At 57.5% G+C, this 19,940-nt stretch carries 17 protein-coding genes and 1 riboswitch; of the genes, 10 read left to right on the top strand and 7 right to left on the bottom strand.

Annotated features, from left to right (window positions below; all coding sequences use genetic code 11):
• Positions 1 to 68 precede the first annotated feature (68 nt).
• Positions 69 to 857 carry a 4,5-DOPA dioxygenase extradiol gene (ygiD, locus tag F3J31_RS12835; RefSeq protein WP_032653440.1) on the bottom strand — a complete coding sequence of 263 codons (789 nt, stop codon included), beginning with the start codon at positions 855 to 857 and terminating at the stop codon, positions 69 to 71.
• A gap of 196 nt (positions 858 to 1,053) precedes the next feature.
• On the opposite strand from ygiD, the gene zupT reads away from it, so the two are divergent.
• The 5 genes from zupT to F3J31_RS12810 all read left to right on the top strand — a co-directional run bounded on the left by zupT (position 1,054) and on the right by F3J31_RS12810 (position 7,051).
• The gene (zupT, locus tag F3J31_RS12830) at positions 1,054 to 1,827 is read left to right on the top strand and encodes a zinc transporter ZupT (RefSeq protein WP_045909982.1); all 774 of its coding nucleotides are present in this window, start codon (positions 1,054 to 1,056) and stop codon (positions 1,825 to 1,827) included.
• Positions 1,828 to 2,158: 331 nt separating this feature from the next.
• Entirely contained in the window at positions 2,159 to 2,719 is a 561-nt protein-coding gene (locus F3J31_RS12825; protein WP_045909983.1) for a fimbrial protein, read from the top strand.
• Between the two features lie 74 nt (positions 2,720 to 2,793).
• Positions 2,794 to 5,238 (top strand): fimbria/pilus outer membrane usher protein, encoded by a 2,445-nt coding sequence (locus F3J31_RS12820; RefSeq protein WP_167213505.1) that lies wholly within the window; start codon positions 2,794 to 2,796, stop codon positions 5,236 to 5,238.
• A gap of 9 nt (positions 5,239 to 5,247) precedes the next feature.
• Complete coding sequence (locus F3J31_RS12815; RefSeq protein ID WP_128301354.1) at positions 5,248 to 6,006, top strand: molecular chaperone; 759 nt, start codon at positions 5,248 to 5,250, stop codon at positions 6,004 to 6,006.
• Positions 5,990 to 7,051, top strand: coding sequence for a type 1 fimbrial protein (locus tag F3J31_RS12810; protein ID WP_048224920.1), 1,062 nt, complete (start codon positions 5,990 to 5,992; stop codon positions 7,049 to 7,051). The genes F3J31_RS12815 and F3J31_RS12810 overlap by 17 nt, the downstream gene beginning before the upstream one ends.
• Positions 7,052 to 7,095: 44 nt before the next feature.
• Here the strand turns inward: F3J31_RS12810 and ribB are convergent, their stop codons facing one another.
• A complete protein-coding gene (gene ribB, locus F3J31_RS12805; protein WP_028017147.1) occupies positions 7,096 to 7,749 on the bottom strand; it encodes a 3,4-dihydroxy-2-butanone-4-phosphate synthase in 654 nt (217 codons plus the stop codon).
• Between the two features lie 106 nt (positions 7,750 to 7,855).
• A riboswitch (FMN riboswitch) is annotated at positions 7,856 to 8,006 on the bottom strand.
• Positions 8,007 to 8,125: 119 nt separating this feature from the next.
• Between ribB and ubiK the strand changes: the two genes are divergently transcribed.
• Positions 8,126 to 8,422 (top strand): ubiquinone biosynthesis accessory factor UbiK, encoded by a 297-nt coding sequence (gene ubiK / locus F3J31_RS12800; protein WP_008502963.1) that lies wholly within the window; start codon positions 8,126 to 8,128, stop codon positions 8,420 to 8,422.
• Between the two features lie 116 nt (positions 8,423 to 8,538).
• On the opposite strand, the gene hldE is transcribed toward ubiK, so the two are convergent.
• The 3 genes from hldE to F3J31_RS12785 are packed head-to-tail and all read right to left on the bottom strand — an operon-like array spanning position 8,539 to position 14,188.
• Positions 8,539 to 9,969 carry a bifunctional D-glycero-beta-D-manno-heptose-7-phosphate kinase/D-glycero-beta-D-manno-heptose 1-phosphate adenylyltransferase HldE gene (gene hldE, locus F3J31_RS12795; RefSeq protein WP_003862540.1) on the bottom strand — a complete coding sequence of 477 codons (1,431 nt, stop codon included), beginning with the start codon at positions 9,967 to 9,969 and terminating at the stop codon, positions 8,539 to 8,541.
• A 40-nt stretch (positions 9,970 to 10,009) separates the two neighbouring features.
• On the bottom strand, positions 10,010 to 12,865 hold the full coding sequence (glnE, locus tag F3J31_RS12790) for a bifunctional [glutamate--ammonia ligase]-adenylyl-L-tyrosine phosphorylase/[glutamate--ammonia-ligase] adenylyltransferase (RefSeq protein ID WP_167213501.1): 2,856 nt from the start codon (positions 12,863 to 12,865) through the stop codon (positions 10,010 to 10,012).
• Positions 12,866 to 12,886: 21 nt separating this feature from the next.
• Positions 12,887 to 14,188 carry an inorganic triphosphatase gene (locus F3J31_RS12785; RefSeq protein WP_069719951.1) on the bottom strand — a complete coding sequence of 434 codons (1,302 nt, stop codon included), beginning with the start codon at positions 14,186 to 14,188 and terminating at the stop codon, positions 12,887 to 12,889.
• Between the two features lie 229 nt (positions 14,189 to 14,417).
• Here F3J31_RS12785 and F3J31_RS12780 point away from each other — a divergent pair, with 229 nt between their 5' ends.
• Positions 14,418 to 15,038 carry a TIGR04211 family SH3 domain-containing protein gene (locus F3J31_RS12780; protein ID WP_025912514.1) on the top strand — a complete coding sequence of 207 codons (621 nt, stop codon included), beginning with the start codon at positions 14,418 to 14,420 and terminating at the stop codon, positions 15,036 to 15,038.
• A 60-nt stretch (positions 15,039 to 15,098) separates the two neighbouring features.
• Positions 15,099 to 16,340: a multifunctional CCA addition/repair protein gene (locus F3J31_RS12775; protein ID WP_167213499.1), complete on the top strand. Its 1,242-nt coding sequence runs from the start codon at positions 15,099 to 15,101 to the stop codon at positions 16,338 to 16,340.
• A 10-nt stretch (positions 16,341 to 16,350) separates the two neighbouring features.
• Here F3J31_RS12775 and bacA read toward each other — a convergent pair whose 3' ends face one another.
• Both bacA and folB read right to left on the bottom strand, forming a co-directional pair.
• Entirely contained in the window at positions 16,351 to 17,172 is an 822-nt protein-coding gene (gene bacA, locus F3J31_RS12770) for an undecaprenyl-diphosphate phosphatase (protein ID WP_023617357.1), read from the bottom strand.
• A 106-nt stretch (positions 17,173 to 17,278) separates the two neighbouring features.
• Entirely contained in the window at positions 17,279 to 17,647 is a 369-nt protein-coding gene (folB, locus tag F3J31_RS12765; RefSeq protein ID WP_167213496.1) for a bifunctional dihydroneopterin aldolase/7,8-dihydroneopterin epimerase, read from the bottom strand.
• A 107-nt stretch (positions 17,648 to 17,754) separates the two neighbouring features.
• Between folB and plsY the strand changes: the two genes are divergently transcribed.
• Both plsY and F3J31_RS12755 read left to right on the top strand, forming a co-directional pair.
• Positions 17,755 to 18,369 (top strand): glycerol-3-phosphate 1-O-acyltransferase PlsY, encoded by a 615-nt coding sequence (gene plsY / locus F3J31_RS12760; protein WP_008502955.1) that lies wholly within the window; start codon positions 17,755 to 17,757, stop codon positions 18,367 to 18,369.
• 90 nt (positions 18,370 to 18,459) lie between these two features.
• Complete coding sequence (locus tag F3J31_RS12755; RefSeq protein ID WP_167213494.1) at positions 18,460 to 19,926, top strand: MFS transporter; 1,467 nt, start codon at positions 18,460 to 18,462, stop codon at positions 19,924 to 19,926.
• Positions 19,927 to 19,940: the final 14 nt, after the last annotated feature.

Here is a 19,940-nt window from a genome sequence, read left to right as displayed (position 1 = left end):
CGCTGCGCTTACCGGGCCTACGCTCGACCTGTAGGCCGGGTAAGGCGAAGCCGCCACCCGGCATATTTTCACCCCACCTGCACCGACAGCATACTCAGGCTTCCCATCTCAATTCCGTCGACCGGGATCGTAACCGGCTCCTGGCCATCCCACGCGCCAAGCACGTACAGCAGCGGCAGGAAATGCTCCGGCGTCGGGTTAGAGAGCGAACCGCCCTCATGATCCAGATAGTTCACCAGCGGATGTGCCTCAGCCGGACCCTGCCAGGTCAGGTTCGCTTTAACGTAGTCGTTAAAAGCGGTCGCCCACGGGTAAGGCGTATTCTCACCGTGCCAGCGTGCCGTGCGCAGGTTGTGCACCACGTTGCCGCTTGCCACCAGCATGATGCCTTCATCACGAAGCGTTGCCAGCTTACGGCCCATCTCCAGATGCCAGGCGGCCGGTTTGGTGCTGTCGATGCTCAGCTGCACCATCGGGATATCCGCATCAGGATACATTTTAATCAGCACGCCCCACGAGCCGTGGTCAAAACCCCAGGCTTCTTTATCCAGCGCAACCGGAACAGGCGCCAGCAGTTCCACCAGCCTTTGTGCCAGCTCAGGCGAGCCGGGGGCCGGATAGTGCGTGTCATACAGCGCCTGCGGGAAGCCGCCAAAATCATGAATGGTCTTTGGCGCCTCCATGGCGGTCACGCCCGTGCCGCGGGTGAACCAGTGCGCGGATACCACCACAATCGCTTTTGGACGCGGCAGCGTCTCGCCCAGGCTACGCCATGCGCGGGTATAGACGTTGTCTTCCAGAACGTTCATTGGGCTGCCGTGGCCTAAAAACAGGGCTGGCATACGGGAAGAAGTCATGATGATATCCTTACAGAAGGTGTCAATTTAATGGTGCTACATTACGCGCAATCCGGCAAAGATGAACGCAGATAAGCGTGAAGATCATCATCAGGAAATTTGAATGTAAGGAATGTGTAAAGCCGGGGTTGGCCCCTCGCTTTGCCAGAAATGAATCATTTATATTAATGAGAATCATTATCATAAGGAGCAATGCATGTCAGTCCCTCTGATCCTGACCATACTGGCGGGCGCCGCGACGTTCATCGGCGCGATCCTCGGCGTGCTTGGTCAAAAGCCATCAAACCGCGTGCTGGCCTTCTCACTGGGCTTTGCTGCCGGGATCATGCTGCTCATCTCCCTGATGGAGATGCTCCCTGCGGCGCTGGGCACGGAAGGCATGTCTCCGCTGCTGGGCTACGGCATGTTTGTCGTTGGCCTGCTGGGATACTTCGCGCTCGACCGCATGTTGCCCCACGCGCACCCTCAGGACTTAATGCAAAAAAACGTAGCGCCCGCGCCGCGCAACATTAAGCGCACCGCCATTTTGCTGACGCTCGGCATAAGCCTGCACAACTTCCCGGAAGGCGTGGCGACGTATGTCACCGCCAGCAGCAACCTGGAAATGGGCCTCGGCATCGCCCTGGCGGTGGCGTTGCACAATATTCCTGAAGGACTCGCGGTGGCCGGTCCGGTCTATGCCGCTACGGGCTCAAAGCGCACGGCAATCTTCTGGGCCGGGATATCCGGCATGGCGGAAATTCTTGGCGGCGTGCTGGCCTGGCTCATCCTCGGTAGCCTGGTTTCGCCGGTCGTCATGGCTGCCATTATGGCCGCGGTTGCGGGGATTATGGTTGCGCTGTCGGTAGACGAGCTGATGCCGCTGGCGAAAGAGATCGATCCAAACAACAACCCAAGCTATGGCGTCCTGTGCGGGATGTCGGTGATGGGGCTAAGTCTGGTCTTACTTCAGGCCGCAGGCATTGGCTGACGTGACGGGCGCCTCCTGAAACGGAGGCGCCTATTATTTGTTAAAGGAATAACTTTTTACGGAATATACGCCCCGCCTCCTTCCTTATAAAAAAATCAAGTTTTTTATTGAACATTACTGTGCGTAATAACACTAAACAATGCATCCGGCATTATAATTTACACTTCTTGAAATTCATCCAGTTACAATAACCCATATTTATATTTTAATTATATCTACAATGATTTTTAAGCGTGGTTAATCGCATTGCCCATCCGGAGATCGGTATACTTTCCTGGCAATATTCTGATTAATATTCAGGATATGAATTCAACTGAAAAAGGATATTTTCATGTTTACAGGAAAAAAAGCGCTTTTAGCCGTGGCAATGGCCACGCTTATTTCTGGATCGGCATTGGCTGCAGAACAAGGCTCAGGCAAGATCAAATTCAAAGGGGTGGTGATTGATGCGCCGTGCAGCATTGCTCCTGATAGCGTTGATAAAGAAGTCGATCTGGGTGAAATTACGACTGCCGTTATTAATGCCAATAAAAAATCGTCTCCCGTTGCGGTAGATATCAACCTGGAAAACTGCCAGCTGGACGATCCAGGCGATGAAACCGATACCCCAATCACCAAGGTTGACGTCACGTTCACCAGCTCCGCCACAGATACAACGGATACCAGCCTGATGACCAACACGTATGCCAGCGGCGCGCAGAACGTGGGCGTCCGCCTGCTGGATAATGCGGAAGCGAACATTACCCTGGGTAGCGCCAGTGAAGTTACCCTGCTGGCAGGCTCCGCCACCCAGACGCTGCACTTTAAGGCGCAGATGGAAGTGCTGAGCGGCAAAACGGCAACGCCGGGTCAGGTTGAAGCCACCGCAAACTATGTGCTGGCGTATAAATAATTCGAATTTACCTCGTTATCTACCGACTGGCTCGTTATGCCAGTCGGCATTTTATATTTACCTTGAGCAACAGGATGATGAAACATAAATCAACATGCATAATCATCATTACCGCCCTGTTAATGACGAAAGTCGCCTCTGGTACCGAATTTAATATTAATGCCATCGATAAAGATCAGCGCAACAGCGTCGATTTAACTCAATTTAAAGATCGCGCTTCCGTCGTCCCCGGTCGTTATTTTGTTACGGTTTCAATTAATGACACCCCCTTAACAAACGGCTGGCAGTTAACGTGGAAAAAAGTGAATGATGCAGTTCAGGTCTGTATTCCCGCCGAACTGGCCGACACGTTCGGCCTGCAGGATAAAATACGGGAATCGCTCACTGAAAAAGAGGGCTGTATAGACTTCGCCCCGCTGCCGGACATTCATTTTACCTTTGAACAAGCAAGCCAGACGCTAAACGTGTCCATTCCCCAGGCGTGGCTGCAGTACCGTTCTGCCGACTGGATGCCCCCGTCAACCTGGGATAACGGCGTGGCGGGCATCCTGCTGGACTATAATCTTTTTGCCAGCCACTACCAGCCCAACAGTGGCAGCAGTTCAGATAATGCCAACACTTACGGCACGGCGGGCGCGAACGTCGGCGCCTGGCGGCTGCGCAGCGATTATCAATACAACCAGACGCACGCGGACGGCGGTTCAGAGCATAACGGGCGCTTCTCGCGCGTTTATATGTTCCGCCCCCTCCCCACCATGGGCGCAAAGCTGACGCTCGGCGAGACGGATTTCCAGTCGTCGATTTTCGACGCCTTCACCTACACCGGCGCGTCGCTTATCAGCGATGAGCGCATGCTGCCGTGGTCACTGCGCGGCTATGCGCCACAAATCTCCGGTATTGCCCAAACCAACGCGACGGTCACCGTAAGCCTCGCCGACAGGGTCATCTATCAAACAAAAGTCCCGCCGGGCCCGTTCATCATTCAGGATCTCAACCAGTCGGTGCAGGGCACGCTCGACGTGAAGGTGACGGAAGAAGATGGCCGGGTGAGTACGTTCCAGGTCTCCGCCGAATCCGTTCCCTTCCTGACGCGTCAGGGCCAGGTTCGCTACAAGCTGGCGGCAGGCAAGCCGCGAAAGGACGCATCGCATGACGTTGAGGACAGCACCTTCATGAGCGGCGAGTTTTCCTGGGGTATGCTGTCGCAAACTTCGCTCTATGGCGGAACGCTGGCCGATGGTGACCACTACCGCGCCCTGGCCGCCGGGCTGGGACAAAACATGGCGTATCTGGGCGCGCTCTCGTTTGATATCACCCGGGCCACCAGCCAGCTGCCGGGCGCGGATCCGCAGGCGGGCTACAGCTACCGTTTTAACTACAGTAAACGGTTCGACACCACCGGTAGCCAGCTTACGCTGGCGAGCTACCGCTACTCGGACCGTCAGTTCCTGAGCTATGCGCGCTATCTGGATAACGACAACAGCGACAGCCAGACGGAAAAACAGACCCTCAGCGTCACCGCCAGTCAGTACATATCGGCCCTCTCGCTAAACCTTTATCTGAGCATGCTGCGCCAAACCTGGTGGGACGACTCGCCTTCCACGACCGGCAGCGTCACCGCAGGATATAACTTCGACCTTGGCCGCTGGAAAAACCTTGGCCTGACCCTGTCGCTGAGCAGAACCCATTACGAAGATGATGAAGAGGACGATAACCAGTTTTATCTCTCGCTGAGCGTGCCGCTCGATCCTGACCATCGCCTGAACTACGACCTGCGCAACGGCGACAGCCTGAGCCAGAGCGTCTCCTGGTACGATACCTCTGACCGGAACAATACCTGGGGCGTTTCTGCTGGCACCGAGAGCGAAAAAGCCGATGCGGGCGCACAGTTCAGCGGAAACTATCAGCACTATTCTTCGCTGGGGGATCTCAACGTCTCGGGCAGCTATAAGGCGAATGAGTACAACTCAATGAGCGCCAGCTGGAACGGATCGTTTACCGGGACGGCGAAAGGGTTTGCCCTGCACCGTCGCAGCTACGGCAATGAGCCACGCATCATGGTCAGCACTGACGGCGTGGGCCATATCCCGCTGAACGTATCGCATGACGAAACCAACGCGTCGGGTATCGGCGTTCTGCCGTCGTTTTCCAGCTATACCCCGGCCAGCGTGCGGGTCAACATGAACAATTTGCCTGACGGCGTTGACGTCGATACGCGGGTGGTCACTTCCACCTGGACAGAAGGTGCCATCGGCTATCGTCAAATCGCGACCCGAGCCGGTAACGATATTGCCGGCATTTTGCGAACGCCTTCCGGGACACCGCCGCTCGGCGCCCTGGTCCGCCTGCAGGATAACGGCCTGCAGGTCGGCATGGTCGCCGAGGAGGGCCGCGTCTGGCTGGGCGCCGTCCAGCCTGAGCAACAGTTCCTGGTCACGTGGGGAGACAACCAACAGTGTCGCTTCTCGTTACCTTCTCACCTTGAAAACAGTATGCAGCTCATGCTGCCTTGCCAGTAAGAAACCATGATGAAACTCACCCCACTCAAGGCCCTGAGCCTGATGTTGCTCGGCACCGCACTGAACGCGCATGCCGCCATTAACCTGGACCGCACGCGGATCGTTTTTCCCGAAGTGGACAAGGCAAGCAGCCTGAAAGTCGATAACCAGAGCAAAACCTTACCCTACCTGGCGCTTTCCTGGATTGAAGACGAAAACGGGCGCAAAGAGGACAGCCACTTCATGGCGCTGCCGCCCATTCAGCGTATTGAAGCGGGCGCGTCATCGCAGGTCAGAATTGTGAAGCAGGCGGCGGTTGGGCAGTTGCCGAAGGACAGAGAGTCGCTGTTTTACTTCAACCTGCGCGAAGTTCCGCCCAAAAGCGGCGCCAGCGAGGCGCGCAGCGTTATGCAGGTGGCCATGCAGAGCCGCATTAAGCTGTTCTGGCGGCCAAAAGCCATCACCAAAAAGCCGGGTGATCAAAGCGAAATGCGCATGGAAATTACCGCCACCGCAACGGGGCTCAGCGTGCATAACCCCACGCCCTATTACATCACCCTTGCGTGGCTGAGTAAAAATGCGAAAACCCAGCTGCCGGGCTTCGACAGCCTGATGATTGCTCCATTTGCCACAGCGTCCACCTCTACCGGCGACTACCACGGGAGCTACTACAGCGTGGGTTACATTGATGATTACGGCGCGCTGAAAAAAGTGGACGTTACCTGTGCAGGTAAGGCGCCATGCCAGCTCAGCGAGCGGAAGGGTCAAAACAATGCGCAAGCTCGTTAATTGTCTGTTTTTGCTGCTGTTCGCCCTTCTGCCCGTCAGAGAGGCGCTGGCGCTTGACTGCTATCTCGGCGTTTCCGGCGGGCCCGTCGAGGAGACAAAAACGATCTCGCCTTTTGCCATTCCCAGCAACGCGCAGGTGGGGGAAAAGATATGGGAATCTGACGATATCAAAGTCCCTGTGACCTGCGACCACAACACCACCAGTAATTTTGAAAAAGAGGACATCTACGCCTGGGTTAACCCCTACCCGTCGGCGTCCGATCCCTACTACGAACTCGGCGTAACCTATGAAGGGATTGACTACGATGCGACGGGGCAACCCAACGGGGTCGATACCTCCCAGTGCCTTGATAACAAACAGATCACTATCTATACCCCCGCCCAAATCCAGCAAATGGGCTGGGAGAACCGCATCTGTTCCGGCAATGCGAACGACATTCACACCTCACGCACGTTCATCGTGCGCTTTCGTCTGTACGTCAGAATCAAGGTCATGCCGCCGCACGGCTACGTCAGCACGCTCGGGGACTATATCGTGGTGCAGTTCGACGGCAAGGGCGGCGTCAACCAGATGTCCGACGCGAAAAACCTGAAGTATCATATTAATGGCCTGAACAATATCACCGTGCTGGACTGCGGGGCGACCTTCAGCATCTATCCGGAAAATCAGGAGATTGATTTTGGTACGTTCAGCGCTCGCGACATAATGAATCAGGGAAAGCGAACGCGCACGTTCTCGGTCAGAACGACCAAGATACAGGACGCCGAGTGTTCCGATGGGTTTAAAATGGATTCGTCGTTCTATACGAACGAGACGCTGAGCGAAGAAGATACCGCCCTGCTCATCGGTAACGGCCTGAAATTACGCATCCTTAACGGAACGCAGCCCTACACCTTTAACCGATACGAAGAGTATGCCGATTTTACCGGCAGTACGTTGCAGTACGAACAGACCTATACCGCTGAGCTGACGCCGGTGCCGGGAAAGGCGATCCAGTCCGGACCATTTGAAACCGTGGTGCTGTTCAAAATTAACTACCACTAAACGTAAAAAAGCCGGGTTTCCCCGGCTTTTTTACATCAGCAGTTTCAGCTGGCTTTGCGCTCGTGCGCCTGGCGGTACTCGACCAGATCTTCAATCGTGACCACCGGCATGTTGTGCAGACGCGCAAAGGTGATGCACTCCGGCGCGCGCGCCATGGTGCCGTCATCGTTGGTCAGTTCACACAGCACGCCCGCAGGTTTGAAGCCCGCCAGCGTCACCAGATCGATGGTCGCTTCGGTGTGGCCGCCGCGGGTCAGGACGCCGCCAGCCTGCGCGCGCAGTGGGAAGACGTGGCCTGGACGATGCAGATCGGAGGGCTTCGCATCATCAGCAATGGCGGCACGTACGGTGGTCAGACGGTCAGCCGCAGACACACCGGTGGTCACGCCATGCGCCGCTTCAATGGTCACGGTAAAACCGGTACCAAAGGCGCTGGTGTTGTTTTCGACCATCATTGGCAGCTCAAGCTGCTTACGACGATCTTCGGTAATACACAGGCATACGATGCCGCTGCCGTGACGGATGGTCAGCGCCATCTGTTCAACGGTCATGTTTTCGGCGGCGAAAATCATGTCGCCTTCGTTTTCACGGTTTTCATCGTCAAGCACCATCACACCGCGGCCTTCGCGCAGTGCATCCAGTGCATGTTCAACACGTTGAGTTGAAGTGCCAAAAGAGGAAAGTAGCGTCTGATTCATGGTAAAAAAACCTCATTAACATTATGGTTACCAGAATCAGGGCAGTCTTAGGAGCGCCGTATAAGCGGCAAAAAGATAACGTGAGCGGGCCCATGCCCGACTGGATCGTTACTCTCTCCCATCCGGACTCTAACCGTCGGCCCCGGAATTACACCGGATCTGCTGACCTTTGAGAATTCACCCAAAGCGCTCGCGGGCTTTCAGCGTTAAGCTGATTTACCGCCGGTGGGGAATTTCGCCCCGCCCTGAGAATAAGCGAGATAACTATAACGCTATTGATTATCCTGGGCAATGCATAAGCATCAAACAATTTTGTTTACCCCGGGCATGACGCGCTACAATGGACACTGACACCTTTCCATCAAGGGAAACGACAATGATTGACCCGAAGAAAATTGAGCAAATTGCGCGTCAGGTTCATGAATCCATGCCGAAAGGCATTCGTGAATTTGGTGATGACGTTGAGAAGAAAATCCGCCAGACGCTGCAGGCGCAGTTGGTTCGCCTTGATCTAGTCAGCCGCGAAGAGTTTGATGTGCAGACGCAGGTTCTGCTGCGCACCCGCGAGAAGCTGGCACTGCTGGAACAACGTCTGACCGAGCTGGAAAACCGCAATGCGCCGGAAGAAGTGAAGCCAGCGCCGGCCATTCCGCCGGTGGATAACCAGGAGTAAGTGCGGCCTGTTGTGCCCGGTGGCGGCTACGCCTTACCGGGCCTACATGAACGCGTAGGTCGGGTAAGGCGCAGCCGCCACCCGACATAAAAAAACGGGCCAACAGGCCCGTTTTTTTACTGACTGTCTTTCTGGATCTTCTTGATGATGTTGGTGGTGGAACACCCGTCCTCAAAGTTGAGCACCATCACCTCGCCACCGTTGGCCCAGACTTCTTCGCTGCCTGCGATTTGCTCCGGCTTGTAATCCCCGCCTTTCACCAGCAGGTCCGGCAGAATACCGGCAATCAGGCGCTGCGGCGTGTCTTCTTCAAACGACACCACCCAGTCCACGGCTTCCAGCGCGCCGAGCACGATCATACGCTGCTCCAGCGGGTTCACCGGACGCGTTTCACCTTTCAGACGTTTGGTCGACGCATCGCTGTTCACTGCCACAATCAGACGATCGCCCAGCTTGCGCGCATTCGCCAGATAGGAGACATGGCCCGCGTGCAGAATGTCGAACACACCGTTGGTCATTACCACTTTCTCACCGCGCTTGCGCGCGGCGGCGACAGCCACTTTAAGCTCGTCTTCGGTCATCACACCGAAACCGGTGTCAGCACGGCCGCGCACCGCGTTTTCCAGCTCGATTGGGGACACGGTTGAGGTACCGAGTTTACCGACGACCACACCCGCCGCGGCGTTAGCGAAGTAGCACGCCTCTTCCAGGGAGTTACCCGCGGCCAGCGTCGCCGCCAGCACGCCGATCACCGTATCACCAGCACCGGTCACGTCATACACTTCCTGCGCCTGGGTTGGCATATGCAGCGGCGCCTTGCCCGGCTGCAGCAGCGTCATCCCCTGCTCGGAGCGGGTCACCAGCAGCGCAGAGAGCTCGAAGTCAGCAATGATCTTCATGCCGCGCTCAACCAGCTCTTCCTCGGTTTTGCATTTGCCCGCCACCGCTTCAAACTCGGAGAGGTTTGGCGTCAGCAAGGTTGCGCCGCGATAGCGCTCAAAGTCGGTGCCTTTCGGGTCGATCAGCACCGGTACGCTGGCCTTACGCGCCAGCTGGATCATCGTCTGCACGCTGGCCAGCGCGCCTTTCGCGTAGTCGGACAGCACCAGCGCGCCGATATTGCCCAACGCCTGGTTAATGCGCTCGTGCAGCGGCTCGGGATCAACGCCTTCGAACCCTTCTTCAAAGTCGAGGCGGATCAGCTGCTGGTTGCGTGACAGCACGCGCAGCTTGGTGATGGTCGGGTGGGTTGGAACCGAAACGAAGTCGCACTTCACGTTCACGTCCGCCAGCGACTTGCTCAGCGCGCGCGCCGCATCGTCGATACCGGTCAGGCCAACCAGACGCGAGTGCGCGCCCAGAGAGGCTATGTTCATCGCCACGTTTGCCGCGCCGCCGGGACGCTCTTCAATGGTGTCTACCTTAACCACCGGTACCGGTGCTTCCGGAGAGATGCGGCTGGTCGGTCCATACCAGTAGCGATCCAGCATCACATCCCCAACAACCATTACTCCAGCACGTTCAAACTCTGGCAGTGTTACTTTCATTCCTGACTCCAGAAAGATTCACAATTTGCGCGCGATAATATCACACTTGATTTGTTACGCACGGTTCCACCAGCCACTTCTGCCAGCTGGCCGTTACCTGAGCGCGTTCTGCGACAAAACAGTCCAGCGCCACGTGGCCCGGCTGCTCCTGCAGCGCCAGATGATGAAGCTCGTCACGCAGCGTCGTGTAGGCGCGGGTTAAGGCCTGCGCCTCCTGCTCGTCCATGATGTCGTTTTGCGCCAGCAGTTCCAGAATGCGCACGTTATCGGACCAGCGGGTCAGCTTCGGCTTGTCGTGCGCGTGGAGCAGCACCAGATACTGGGTAATGAACTCAATATCGGTAATCCCGCCCTCGTCGGCTTTGATATCAAAGCGATCGCGGTGTTTATTACCCAGGTGTGCGCGCATTTTCTCGCGCATCTCGCGCACTTCGGTCTGCAGCGTACTGCCCTCGCGCGGGGTGGTCATGACGTCCTTACGAATGGCATCGAACTGCGTTTTGAGTTGCGGATCGCCATACACCACGCGGGCGCGCACCAGCGCCTGATGCTCCCATGTCCAGGCTTCATTCTTCTGGTAATCGGCGAAGGATTCCGTTGAGGTGACCAGCATGCCCGCCGCGCCGGACGGACGCAGGCGCGCATCGACTTCATACAAAATGCCCGACGAGGTGCGGGTGCTGAACAGGTGCATAATGCGCTGGGCCAGGCGCAGATAGAACTGACGCCCGTCAATCTCACGCTCGCTGTCGGTCATCACGTCAACCGGGCAGTCGTGCAGGAAGATTAAATCCAGATCGGAGCTGTATCCCAGCTCCCAGCCGCCGAGCTTGCCGTAACCGACCACGGCAAACCCTCGTCCCTCGCGGTCAGCAAGGTGCTTCGGCTGGCCATAGCGGGCCACCATCTGCACCCACGCCTGCTGCACGACCGCGTCGATGATCGCCTCTGCGAGCCAGGTTAAGTGATCGCTCACTTTCATCACCGGCAGCGTTCCGGCGATGTCCGCCGCCGCCACGCGCAGCATCTGCGCCTGCTTAAACTGACGCAGCGCCTCCAGCTGCTGCTCTTCGTCCTCTTCCGGCACGCGCAGCAGATACTGACGCAGCTCGTCACGGTAGGCATCCGTCGCCGTGGGTTGATACAGGGTATTCGGGTCGAGCAGTTCATCCAGCAGCAGCGGATAGCGCGCCAGCTTGTTGGCCACCATCGGGGAGGCGGCGCAGAGCGTAATCAGGTGCTTGAGTGCCCCCGGAAACTCGCTCAAAAGCTCCAGATACGTGGTGCGCGTGATGATCCCGCTCAGCAGCGGCATCATGCGCGACAGCGGCACCGGCGCATCCGCCCGCGAGCAGACCTCGCTCAGCAGGTGCGGCATCAGGTGATCCAGCACCTGTCGACCGCGCGGGCCGATGGCGCGCTTGTTCAGCTCAAGACGGAAATCGGCAATCAGCGCCACCACGCGATGGCGCGCGTCGTCGGTTAAATGCGTCAGCACCGGCGTGGTGTCATCTTCCTGGAGCGCGTCCTGCCACAGCTCGCGCCAGTGCTCGGAAAGCGCATCGTCCTGCGATTCACTTTCATCATCACCAATCAGTTCGTTAAAGATGCGGCGCACGCCTGCCATGTGGGCATCGAGCCGTTCGGTCAGCGTTGACCAGTCATCCACGCGCATGCCCCAGGCCAGACGCGCCCGGTTAAGGTCATCCCCCGGCAGGGTCTGGGTCTGTTCGTCGTTGATGCTTTGCAGCAGGTTTTCCAGACGACGCAGGAACAGATAGGCCTCGCGCAGGGTTTGCGCGTCGCCGTCCGGCAGCAGGTGAAGCTGCTCGATGGCGCTCAGCGTCGGGAGCAGCGAGCGGGATTGTAGCGACGGCTCGCGCCCGCCGCGAATCAGCTGGAAGACCTGGACGATAAATTCGATTTCGCGAATACCACCCGCGCCAAGCTTGATGTTGTCCTTCAGCCCACGACGGCGAACCTCACGGGCAATCATCCCTTTCATATTGCGCAGGGACTGGATGACGCTGAAGTCGATATAGCGACGGAACACGAACGGGCGCAGCATGGCACGCAGCTCGTTGGCGTAGGCGTCATCGCTGTCGCCCATGATCCGCGCTTTGACCATCGCATAACGCTCCCAGTCGCGCCCCTGTTCCTGGTAGTAGTCCTCCAGCGCGGCAAAGCTCAACACCAGCGGCCCGCTATCGCCGAACGGACGCAGGCGCATGTCCACGCGGTAGACAAAACCATCCTGCGTCGGCTGATCCAGCGCCTTAATCAGGCGCTGACCGAGACGGGTAAAGAACTGGGCGTTGTCCAGCTCGCGACGGCCGCCGCGCGTGGAGCCGTTCTCAGGCCAGGCGAAAATCAGGTCGATATCGGAGGAAAAGTTCAGCTCGCAACCGCCCAGCTTGCCCATCCCCAGAATCAACAGCGGCTGAGGAACCCCTTCCTCGCTGCACGGCGTGCCCCACTCTTTACAGCAGGCGGCGTAGAGCCAGTCGCGCGCGGCGACAATCAACGTCTGCGCCAGCTCGCTTAACTGCTGCAGCGTACTCTCTTCACTCACCAGCTCCAGCGCCTGCGCCCAGGCAATGCGCACCATCACACGACGGCGGAACTGACGCAGGACGCGCATCAGCGTCGCCTCATCCGCGACGTCTTCAAGCGCGGCCTGCAGCCAGCCGGCATAATGCCGCCACTCGTCCGCCTGCGGCGGTGCGTTCTCAAGCTCCGCCAGCCAGTCCGGGTAGACGGCGATGCTTTCCTGCACAAAATCACTGAAGACGAGCACGCTTTTCGCCTGCTCGCTTAACGATGACGCCAGTAATGACTCAGGCAGACGTTCGCAAACGGTCTGCCACTGCTGCTGTAACGGTGAAGAAAGCGGCATTCTAGGGGTTCCTTGCCAGAGTTAACGTTTTCCGCTGTGCAGCCAGTACGGCTCCTGCGAAATGGCCTCATTACGGAAATGCTCAATTTCAATATGCTGACGGGTTTCGATGGCATGCTTCAGCCCCTGCCAGTTTTCCAGCCACGCCTGCGCCTGTGGCCCGTCGTAGGCACCGGAAAGGAGCAGCATGCTGTCGATGTTGCGCGAAAGACGGGGAAGCTGATCGCCATACTTATCGCCGAGCGGATACGCAAAGGTGCTCTTCAGTTCAGCGGCATGACGGGAAAGATGAATGTCCGCGAAACGCTTAAAGTTTTCCGCGATTTTGGCCTCGGCTTTCGCATCCAGGAACGCGCGCCAGCCGCGCGTGACCAGAAACTCGGTCAGCGCCAGTTTTGCCGAAGCGGCTTGCGGGCTGTAAATTGCCGTTTGCGCCGAGACGTCCGAGAGCATCAGCGTTTCGGTTTGCGTCAGCAGATCACGTAAGTGAGCGCTCGCTTTGCGAGGAACGATACCGCCGAACAGCGCCAGGGTATGGCGCACCAGGGCAATCGCCGCGAGCACGTGGGATTTGGCGTTTTTCACATTTCGCACCCACAGCTCTTCGTGGTACTGCCACTGCGAAAGCGCCAGCTCCAGCGCGGCTTCCAGCCCCTGCTCAACGCTGGCTTTCGGCGCAACGCGCAAAATGGTCGTCTCTTTCAGGACGCGCGGCGCATTTCCGGCCGCCAGATGGTAACCCCGCGCGGCTTTACTCAGGCTTCCCTGACGCAGTCCGGACTGGCTCACCAGCCTGCGCGCCAGCTTCAGCACGTCATTTGCGTCCCCTTCCAGCAGTTCAAGCTCCAGTTCACAAATGGGTTCCTGGAACTCCCCCGCCTTCACCTCACCGAGATCGAGAGCGATTTCGATGCGGCTTTTACCTTCCGTCACCAGCCATTTCTCGCGCCAGAAATCGGTGCTGAACAGCGGCTGCACCTGTTCTGCCAGCGTGGCAGGCAGCTCGCCTTCAGGCCAGACGTCCGTCGGGAAGCGTTCGAGCTCAAGTTCTGGCTGACTGATGTCGATATTGTATTCCGGACGCTGATGTAACCCGCCGACCACGCGGCCGGCAATTTTCATTGTCATCTCGTAGCGCCCGCTCGCGCCACGGATGCGCAGCCCCATATCGTGACGGCGCAGCCAGTTGTCCGGCGTTTCGTAATAGATATTAAGCAGTTGTACCGGTGCATGGTGTTCGCCGGAGAGCGTATGCAGATGCTGGCGGAGTGCGTCAACGCTGTCTTTTTCGACGATAAATTTTAATTCGATTTCCTGAGCCATAGCCTTGTACTTTTGCGGGCGTCACAGACGCGTCAATGAGGGCGAACTTCCTCGCCATTTGTTTGTCAGTACATAGTATTTTGCGCCAAATTGCCATGCAATGAGCAATTTGTCGGGCGTAAATGTCCAGAGTCGTGACACAGATGATTCTGATTGCTGACGAATGCTTTGCGTAGAGACACTGTTGCCACTACTATCGTTCCACTATTTATGAAAATAACGACTAATGATGCTTAAATTACGCCTGATTGGACTTACTTTACTCGCTTTTAGCGCCGCAACAGCCGTGCACGCTGAAGAGAAGCGTTACGTTTCTGACGAACTGAACACCTGGGTACGCAGTGGCCCCGGAGATAATTATCGCCTCGTGGGCACGGTCAATGCCGGCGAGGAAGTCACCCTGTTACAGACCAACGCGGACACCAACTACGGTCAGGTTCGCGACAGCTCTGGCCGTACGTCCTGGATCCCGCTGAAAGAGCTGAGCACCGTGCCAAGCCTGCGCACCCGCGTGCCGGATCTGGAAAATCAGGTGAAAACCCTGACCGACAAGCTGAACAACATCGACGGAACCTGGAACCAGCGTACCGCCGAAATGCAGCAGAAAGTGGCGCAGAGCGACGGTGTGATTAACGGGCTGAAAGAAGAGAACCAGAAGCTGAAAAACGAGCTGATTGTCGCGCAGAAGAAAGTGAATGCCGCCAACCTGCAGCTCGATGACAAACAGCGCACCATCATCATGCAGTGGTTTATGTATGGCGGCGGCGTGCTGGGCGTCGGTCTGGTGCTGGGTCTGGTTCTGCCGCACCTGATCCCAAGCCGTAAGCGTAAAGATCGCTGGATGAACTAATTCGTCTTCTCTGCCAGACTTACGTATCATTCTGGAAAAGAGAAAACGGGAGTGTCAGGCGTGAAGAGTTATCTGGTCGGTGGTGCGGTTCGTGATGCGTTGTTAGGTCTGCCGGTCAAAGATAAAGACTGGGTGGTGGTGGGCGCCACCCCGGAAGAGATGCTCGACGCGGGCTACCAGCAGGTAGGCCGCGATTTTCCCGTGTTCCTGCACCCGAAAAGCCGCGAAGAGTATGCCCTGGCGCGTACCGAGCGGAAATCAGGTTCGGGCTATACGGGCTTCACCTGCTATGCCGCGCCTGACGTCACGCTGGAGGAAGATCTCCTGCGTCGCGATCTGACCATTAACGCGCTGGCGCAGGACGAGCACGGCCAGATTGTTGACGCTTATGGCGGCCAGGACGATCTGCGCAACCGTCTTTTACGCCACGTCTCCCCGGCGTTTTCTGAAGATCCGCTCCGCGTGCTGCGCGTGGCGCGTTTTGCCGCGCGTTACGCCCATCTCAGCTTCCGTATTGCCGATGAGACAATGGCGCTGATGACCGCCATGACCGGGGCGGGCGAGCTTGAACACCTGACGCCAGAGCGCGTCTGGAAAGAGACGGAGAATGCCCTCACCACGCGTAACCCGCAGGTCTTTTTCCAGGTCCTGCGCGACTGCGGCGCGCTGAAGGTGCTTTTCCCGGAAATAGACGCGCTGTTTGGCGTCCCGGCTCCGGCGAAATGGCACCCGGAAATTGATACCGGCGTGCACACGCTGATGACCCTGAGCATGGCGGCCATGCTCAGCCCTGACGTGGACGTGCGTTTTTCCACCCTGTGCCACGATCTGGGCAAAGGCTTGACGCCAAAAGAGCTCTGGCCTCGGCATCACGGGCACGGTCCGGCCGGGGTGAAGCTGGTCGAGGGGCTGTGCCAGCGTCTGCGCGTGCCGAACGAAATCCGCGATCTGGCGAAACTGGTGGCCGAATTCCACGATCTGATCCACACCTTCCCCATCCTGAAACCGGCCACCATCGTTAAGCTTTTCGATAACATCGACGCCTGGCGCAAACCCCAGCGCGTGGCGCAAATCGCACTGACCAGCGAAGCTGACGTGCGCGGGCGTACCGGGTTTGAAGCGTGCGACTACCCGCAGGGACGTTTACTGCGTAAAGCCTGGGAGGTAGCGAAAGCGGTGCCGACGAAGGACGTCGTCGAGGCGGGATTCAAAGGACCGGAAATTCGCGAAGAACTCACGAAACGGCGAATTCAGGCGGTCTCTGACTGGAAGGAAAAGCATTGCCCTCAGCCAAAAGACTGAGGGCCATCGGTCAGAAGAAGACCACGTATACCGCAGCGGCAACGATGAAGCGATAGATCGCGAACGGAATGAACGAGATACGCTTAATCAGCTGCAGGAAGGTTTTGATGGCAATCAGCGCCACGATAAACGCGGTGATGAAGCCAACGGCGAACATGGGAATGTCGCCCGTGGTGAGGAAACCGATGCTTTTATAGAGGTCAAGCGCGGTGGCACCCATCATCATCGGCACCGCCAGCAGGAACGAGAACTCTGACGCGGCGTAACGGCTTACGCCCATCAGCATCCCGCCGGAGATGGTTGCGCCTGAACGCGAGAAGCCCGGCCACAGCGCCAGACACTGGAAGCAGCCAATGATAAACGCCTGACGATACGTCATATCGTCCAGCCCTTCCGCGCGCGGCGTTTTTGGCTTCAGCACTTCCGCGGCGATCAGCAGGAAGCCGCCCACCACCAGCGCGTACATCACGTTAATCGGGTTAAACAGCGATTTGATGGCGTCGTGGAAAACCAGCCCCAGCACCACTGCCGGGACCATCCCAAGCAGAATATGGATCAGCGACAGGCGGCCTTTACTCATCCCTTCGTGCTGCGGCGGACGGCCAAAATGGATACCGATCAGGCCAAACAGACGGCGCCAGAACATCACCACCACCGCCAGAATCGAACCCAGCTGGATAACCACTTCGAACGTTTTGGCGGTATCGCCTTCAAAGCCCAGCAGATGGCCAACGATAATCATATGGCCGGTACTGGAAACCGGTAAAAACTCCGTCAATCCTTCGACCACACCCAGTATTGCCGCCACCAGCAGCGAGTGCATATCGCTCATCTATAAACCCCTAAAAAAATATAAAAAAAACGGTCGCCCCAACGGCTACCGTGAAAGATACAGCTATAAGACAGATATAACCTAAAAGGGTTTAGCTATTATGACGTTAAATCTTGCCTTTCAGATTTGTGCCACGCTCGATGATGACGCCAACGTTGGCGGCGCGCGCCACCGCGCCCGGCTTGCTCAGCTTGATGCGCACCCACGGTGAGTTGAATTTTTTCAGCAGCAGTTCTGCGACTTCTTCCGCCACCCGTTCGACCAGCGCAAAACGTTGCCCTTCAACGTGGGCGATGACCGTTTCACTGATATCGGCGTAGCTCAGACAGTCATTCACGTCATCACTTTTTGCCGACTTGCGGTTATCCCAGCCCATTTCGATATCGAACACCAGCTTCTGCTCGATGGTCTGTTCCCAGTCGTAAACACCAATAGTGGTGATTACCGAAAGTTGCTTTATAAATACAATGTCCATCACGACCTGCCTGCTTTTTGGCTAAACCGGATACCACTTCCGGCGAATTATGCGTATTATCCACAGATGCTGAGAATACAGATACATTTTCAAAACGGAACAGCGTTATGAGTGCAATCGCGCCTGGAATGATCCTCCTCGCCTATCTTTGCGGCTCAATCTCCAGCGCCATTCTGGTCTGCCGCATCGCCGGGTTACCTGACCCGCGTGAAAGTGGTTCCGGGAATCCGGGAGCGACCAACGTACTACGAATTGGCGGCAAGGGAGCAGCCGTAGCGGTTTTGATTTTTGATGTTCTGAAAGGAATGCTACCCGTCTGGGGCGCGTATGCGCTGGGCGTCACGCCGTTCTGGCTGGGGCTTATTGCGATTGCTGCCTGTGTCGGCCACATCTGGCCCGTATTCTTCGGTTTTAAAGGCGGCAAAGGTGTGGCGACCGCCTTTGGTGCCATTGCGCCCATCGGCTGGGACCTGACCGGCGTGATGGCCGGGACCTGGCTACTGACCATTCTGCTGAGCGGCTATTCGTCGCTGGGCGCCATCGTCAGCGCGCTGATCGCGCCGTTCTACGTCTGGTGGTTCAAGCCCCAGTTTACCTTCCCGGTGTCGATGCTCTCCTGCCTTATCCTGCTGCGTCATCACGATAATATTCAGCGCCTGTGGCGTCGTCAGGAGACAAAAATCTGGACGAAGCTCAAGAGGAAGAAAAAAGACGCCCCGTAAGGTTAGTTATGCCTTATAGCCAAATGTGATTTTGGTCACCTTCTGCCTGTGGTAACTGTTAATGACACAACACAACCACATCAGAAGAAAATGGCAGAAATCACAGAAACCACTCCCCTTTCAACGGCAGGAAAACACCCCGATGGCGACATCCAGTGGGTGCGCAGCGCCTCGGATGTCTCACGCCTCGTTAATGACGGTTCTCAGGGTCGGGCCAACGCCCGTATCGTGGTCGGTATCGCGCTGGGCGGGATTTTCCTCGATGCCTACGATCTGGGCGCGCTGGCCTTCGGCATTAAAGACATCACCCGCGAATTTAACCTGACGCCCGCCGGTACCGGCATGGTGGCCTCGGCCATTACCTTTGGCGCCATTGTCGGGGCGCTGCTCGGCGGTTATCTCACGGATAAAATCGGGCGCTATCGCGTCTTTATGGCTGATATGGTGTTCTTCGTCGTAGCGGCTATTGCCTGTGCGCTGGCTCCGAACGAATATGTGCTGGCGGGTGCCCGCTTTGTCATGGGGCTTGGCGTTGGGATCGACCTTCCCGTGGCGATGGCGTTTTTAAGCGAGTTCGCCAGGCTGAAAGGCCCCGGCAATAAGGCCTCCAGCGTCGCCATGTGGTGCCCCACCTGGTATGCCGCCATCAGTATCTCCTACCTGCTGGTGCTTTTCTTCTACGCCGTACTCCCGGAAAGCCACAGCGACTGGCTGTGGCGTTTGATTCTCGGCTTTGGCGCCGTGCCGGCGCTGGTGATTATTGCCATCCGCAGCCGCTATATGAGCGAATCGCCGGTCTGGGCGGCAAATCAGGGCAACCTGAAGGAGGCAGCGTCCATTTTACGCCACTCATACAACATCAATGCCCACGTACCGCAGGATGCGCTGAGCCAGCCAGCCCCCGTCGTGAATAAAGCGAAATGGTCAAACTACCTGAACCTGTTCCGCGGGATCTACTTGCGGCGCACCACGCTCGCCACGCTGCTGTCCGTCGTCTCCTCGTTCGCCTATAACGCGGTGGCGTTTGGTCTGCCAGTGATCATCTCCAGCTTCTTTGTCCAGTCGATGCTGACCACCATCCTGATATCTCTGGCGCTTAACCTGCTGTTTGCCTTCGTTGGCGGACTGCTGGCGGTACGCTACGTGCCGCGCTTCGGCGCATGGCGAATGTCGCTGGCGGGTTACGCCTGCCAGCTGGCCGCGCTGCTGGGCCTGGGGCTGATTGGTCGTCCGGAAGGCGCCACCGAAGGCGTGCTTGCCGTGGCGATGCTGGCGCTCTTCCTGTTCGGCCAGGGCTTCGGCCCGGGCGCACATACCATGACGTTTGCCTCGCTGAGCTACCCGACCTCGCTGCGCGGCGTTGGCGTGGGCCTTAACCAGACGCTGATGCGCAGCAGCTCGACGCTGTCGCTGTTCCTGTTCCCGCTGCTGGTCGCCTCGCTGGATACCGCCGTGTTCTGGGTAATTGCGCTGGCGCCGTTTATCGGCCTGGCCTCGCTGCTGGCGATACGCTGGGAGCCATCGGGGTATGATGTGGATGCGGAGGATTACCGCTAATGACCTCGCTTCGG

The organism is Enterobacter sp. Acro-832, from assembly GCF_011752745.1.
GTDB lineage: Bacteria > Pseudomonadota > Gammaproteobacteria > Enterobacterales > Enterobacteriaceae > Enterobacter > Enterobacter quasiroggenkampii.
Note: the sequence above shows the minus strand (reverse complement) of the source record. Positions and strands in the feature narration are given on the sequence as shown.

What these genes read in the sequence shown, in the direction of transcription:
- ygiD (WP_032653440.1), bottom strand. Translation starts at nt 857, where the DNA reads ATGACTTCTTCCCGTATGCCAGCCCTGTTTTTAGGCCACGGCAGCCCA.
- zupT (WP_045909982.1), top strand. Translation starts at nt 1,054, where the DNA reads ATGTCAGTCCCTCTGATCCTGACCATACTGGCGGGCGCCGCGACGTTC.
- F3J31_RS12825 (WP_045909983.1), top strand. Translation starts at nt 2,159, where the DNA reads ATGTTTACAGGAAAAAAAGCGCTTTTAGCCGTGGCAATGGCCACGCTT.
- F3J31_RS12820 (WP_167213505.1), top strand. Translation starts at nt 2,794, where the DNA reads ATGATGAAACATAAATCAACATGCATAATCATCATTACCGCCCTGTTA.
- F3J31_RS12815 (WP_128301354.1), top strand. Translation starts at nt 5,248, where the DNA reads ATGAAACTCACCCCACTCAAGGCCCTGAGCCTGATGTTGCTCGGCACC.
- F3J31_RS12810 (WP_048224920.1), top strand. Translation starts at nt 5,990, where the DNA reads ATGCGCAAGCTCGTTAATTGTCTGTTTTTGCTGCTGTTCGCCCTTCTG.
- ribB (WP_028017147.1), bottom strand. Translation starts at nt 7,749, where the DNA reads ATGAATCAGACGCTACTTTCCTCTTTTGGCACTTCAACTCAACGTGTT.
- ubiK (WP_008502963.1), top strand. Translation starts at nt 8,126, where the DNA reads ATGATTGACCCGAAGAAAATTGAGCAAATTGCGCGTCAGGTTCATGAA.
- hldE (WP_003862540.1), bottom strand. Translation starts at nt 9,969, where the DNA reads ATGAAAGTAACACTGCCAGAGTTTGAACGTGCTGGAGTAATGGTTGTT.
- glnE (WP_167213501.1), bottom strand. Translation starts at nt 12,865, where the DNA reads ATGCCGCTTTCTTCACCGTTACAGCAGCAGTGGCAGACCGTTTGCGAA.
- F3J31_RS12785 (WP_069719951.1), bottom strand. Translation starts at nt 14,188, where the DNA reads ATGGCTCAGGAAATCGAATTAAAATTTATCGTCGAAAAAGACAGCGTT.
- F3J31_RS12780 (WP_025912514.1), top strand. Translation starts at nt 14,418, where the DNA reads ATGCTTAAATTACGCCTGATTGGACTTACTTTACTCGCTTTTAGCGCC.
- bacA (WP_023617357.1), bottom strand. Translation starts at nt 17,172, where the DNA reads ATGAGCGATATGCACTCGCTGCTGGTGGCGGCAATACTGGGTGTGGTC.
- folB (WP_167213496.1), bottom strand. Translation starts at nt 17,647, where the DNA reads ATGGACATTGTATTTATAAAGCAACTTTCGGTAATCACCACTATTGGT.
- plsY (WP_008502955.1), top strand. Translation starts at nt 17,755, where the DNA reads ATGAGTGCAATCGCGCCTGGAATGATCCTCCTCGCCTATCTTTGCGGC.
- F3J31_RS12755 (WP_167213494.1), top strand. Translation starts at nt 18,460, where the DNA reads ATGGCAGAAATCACAGAAACCACTCCCCTTTCAACGGCAGGAAAACAC.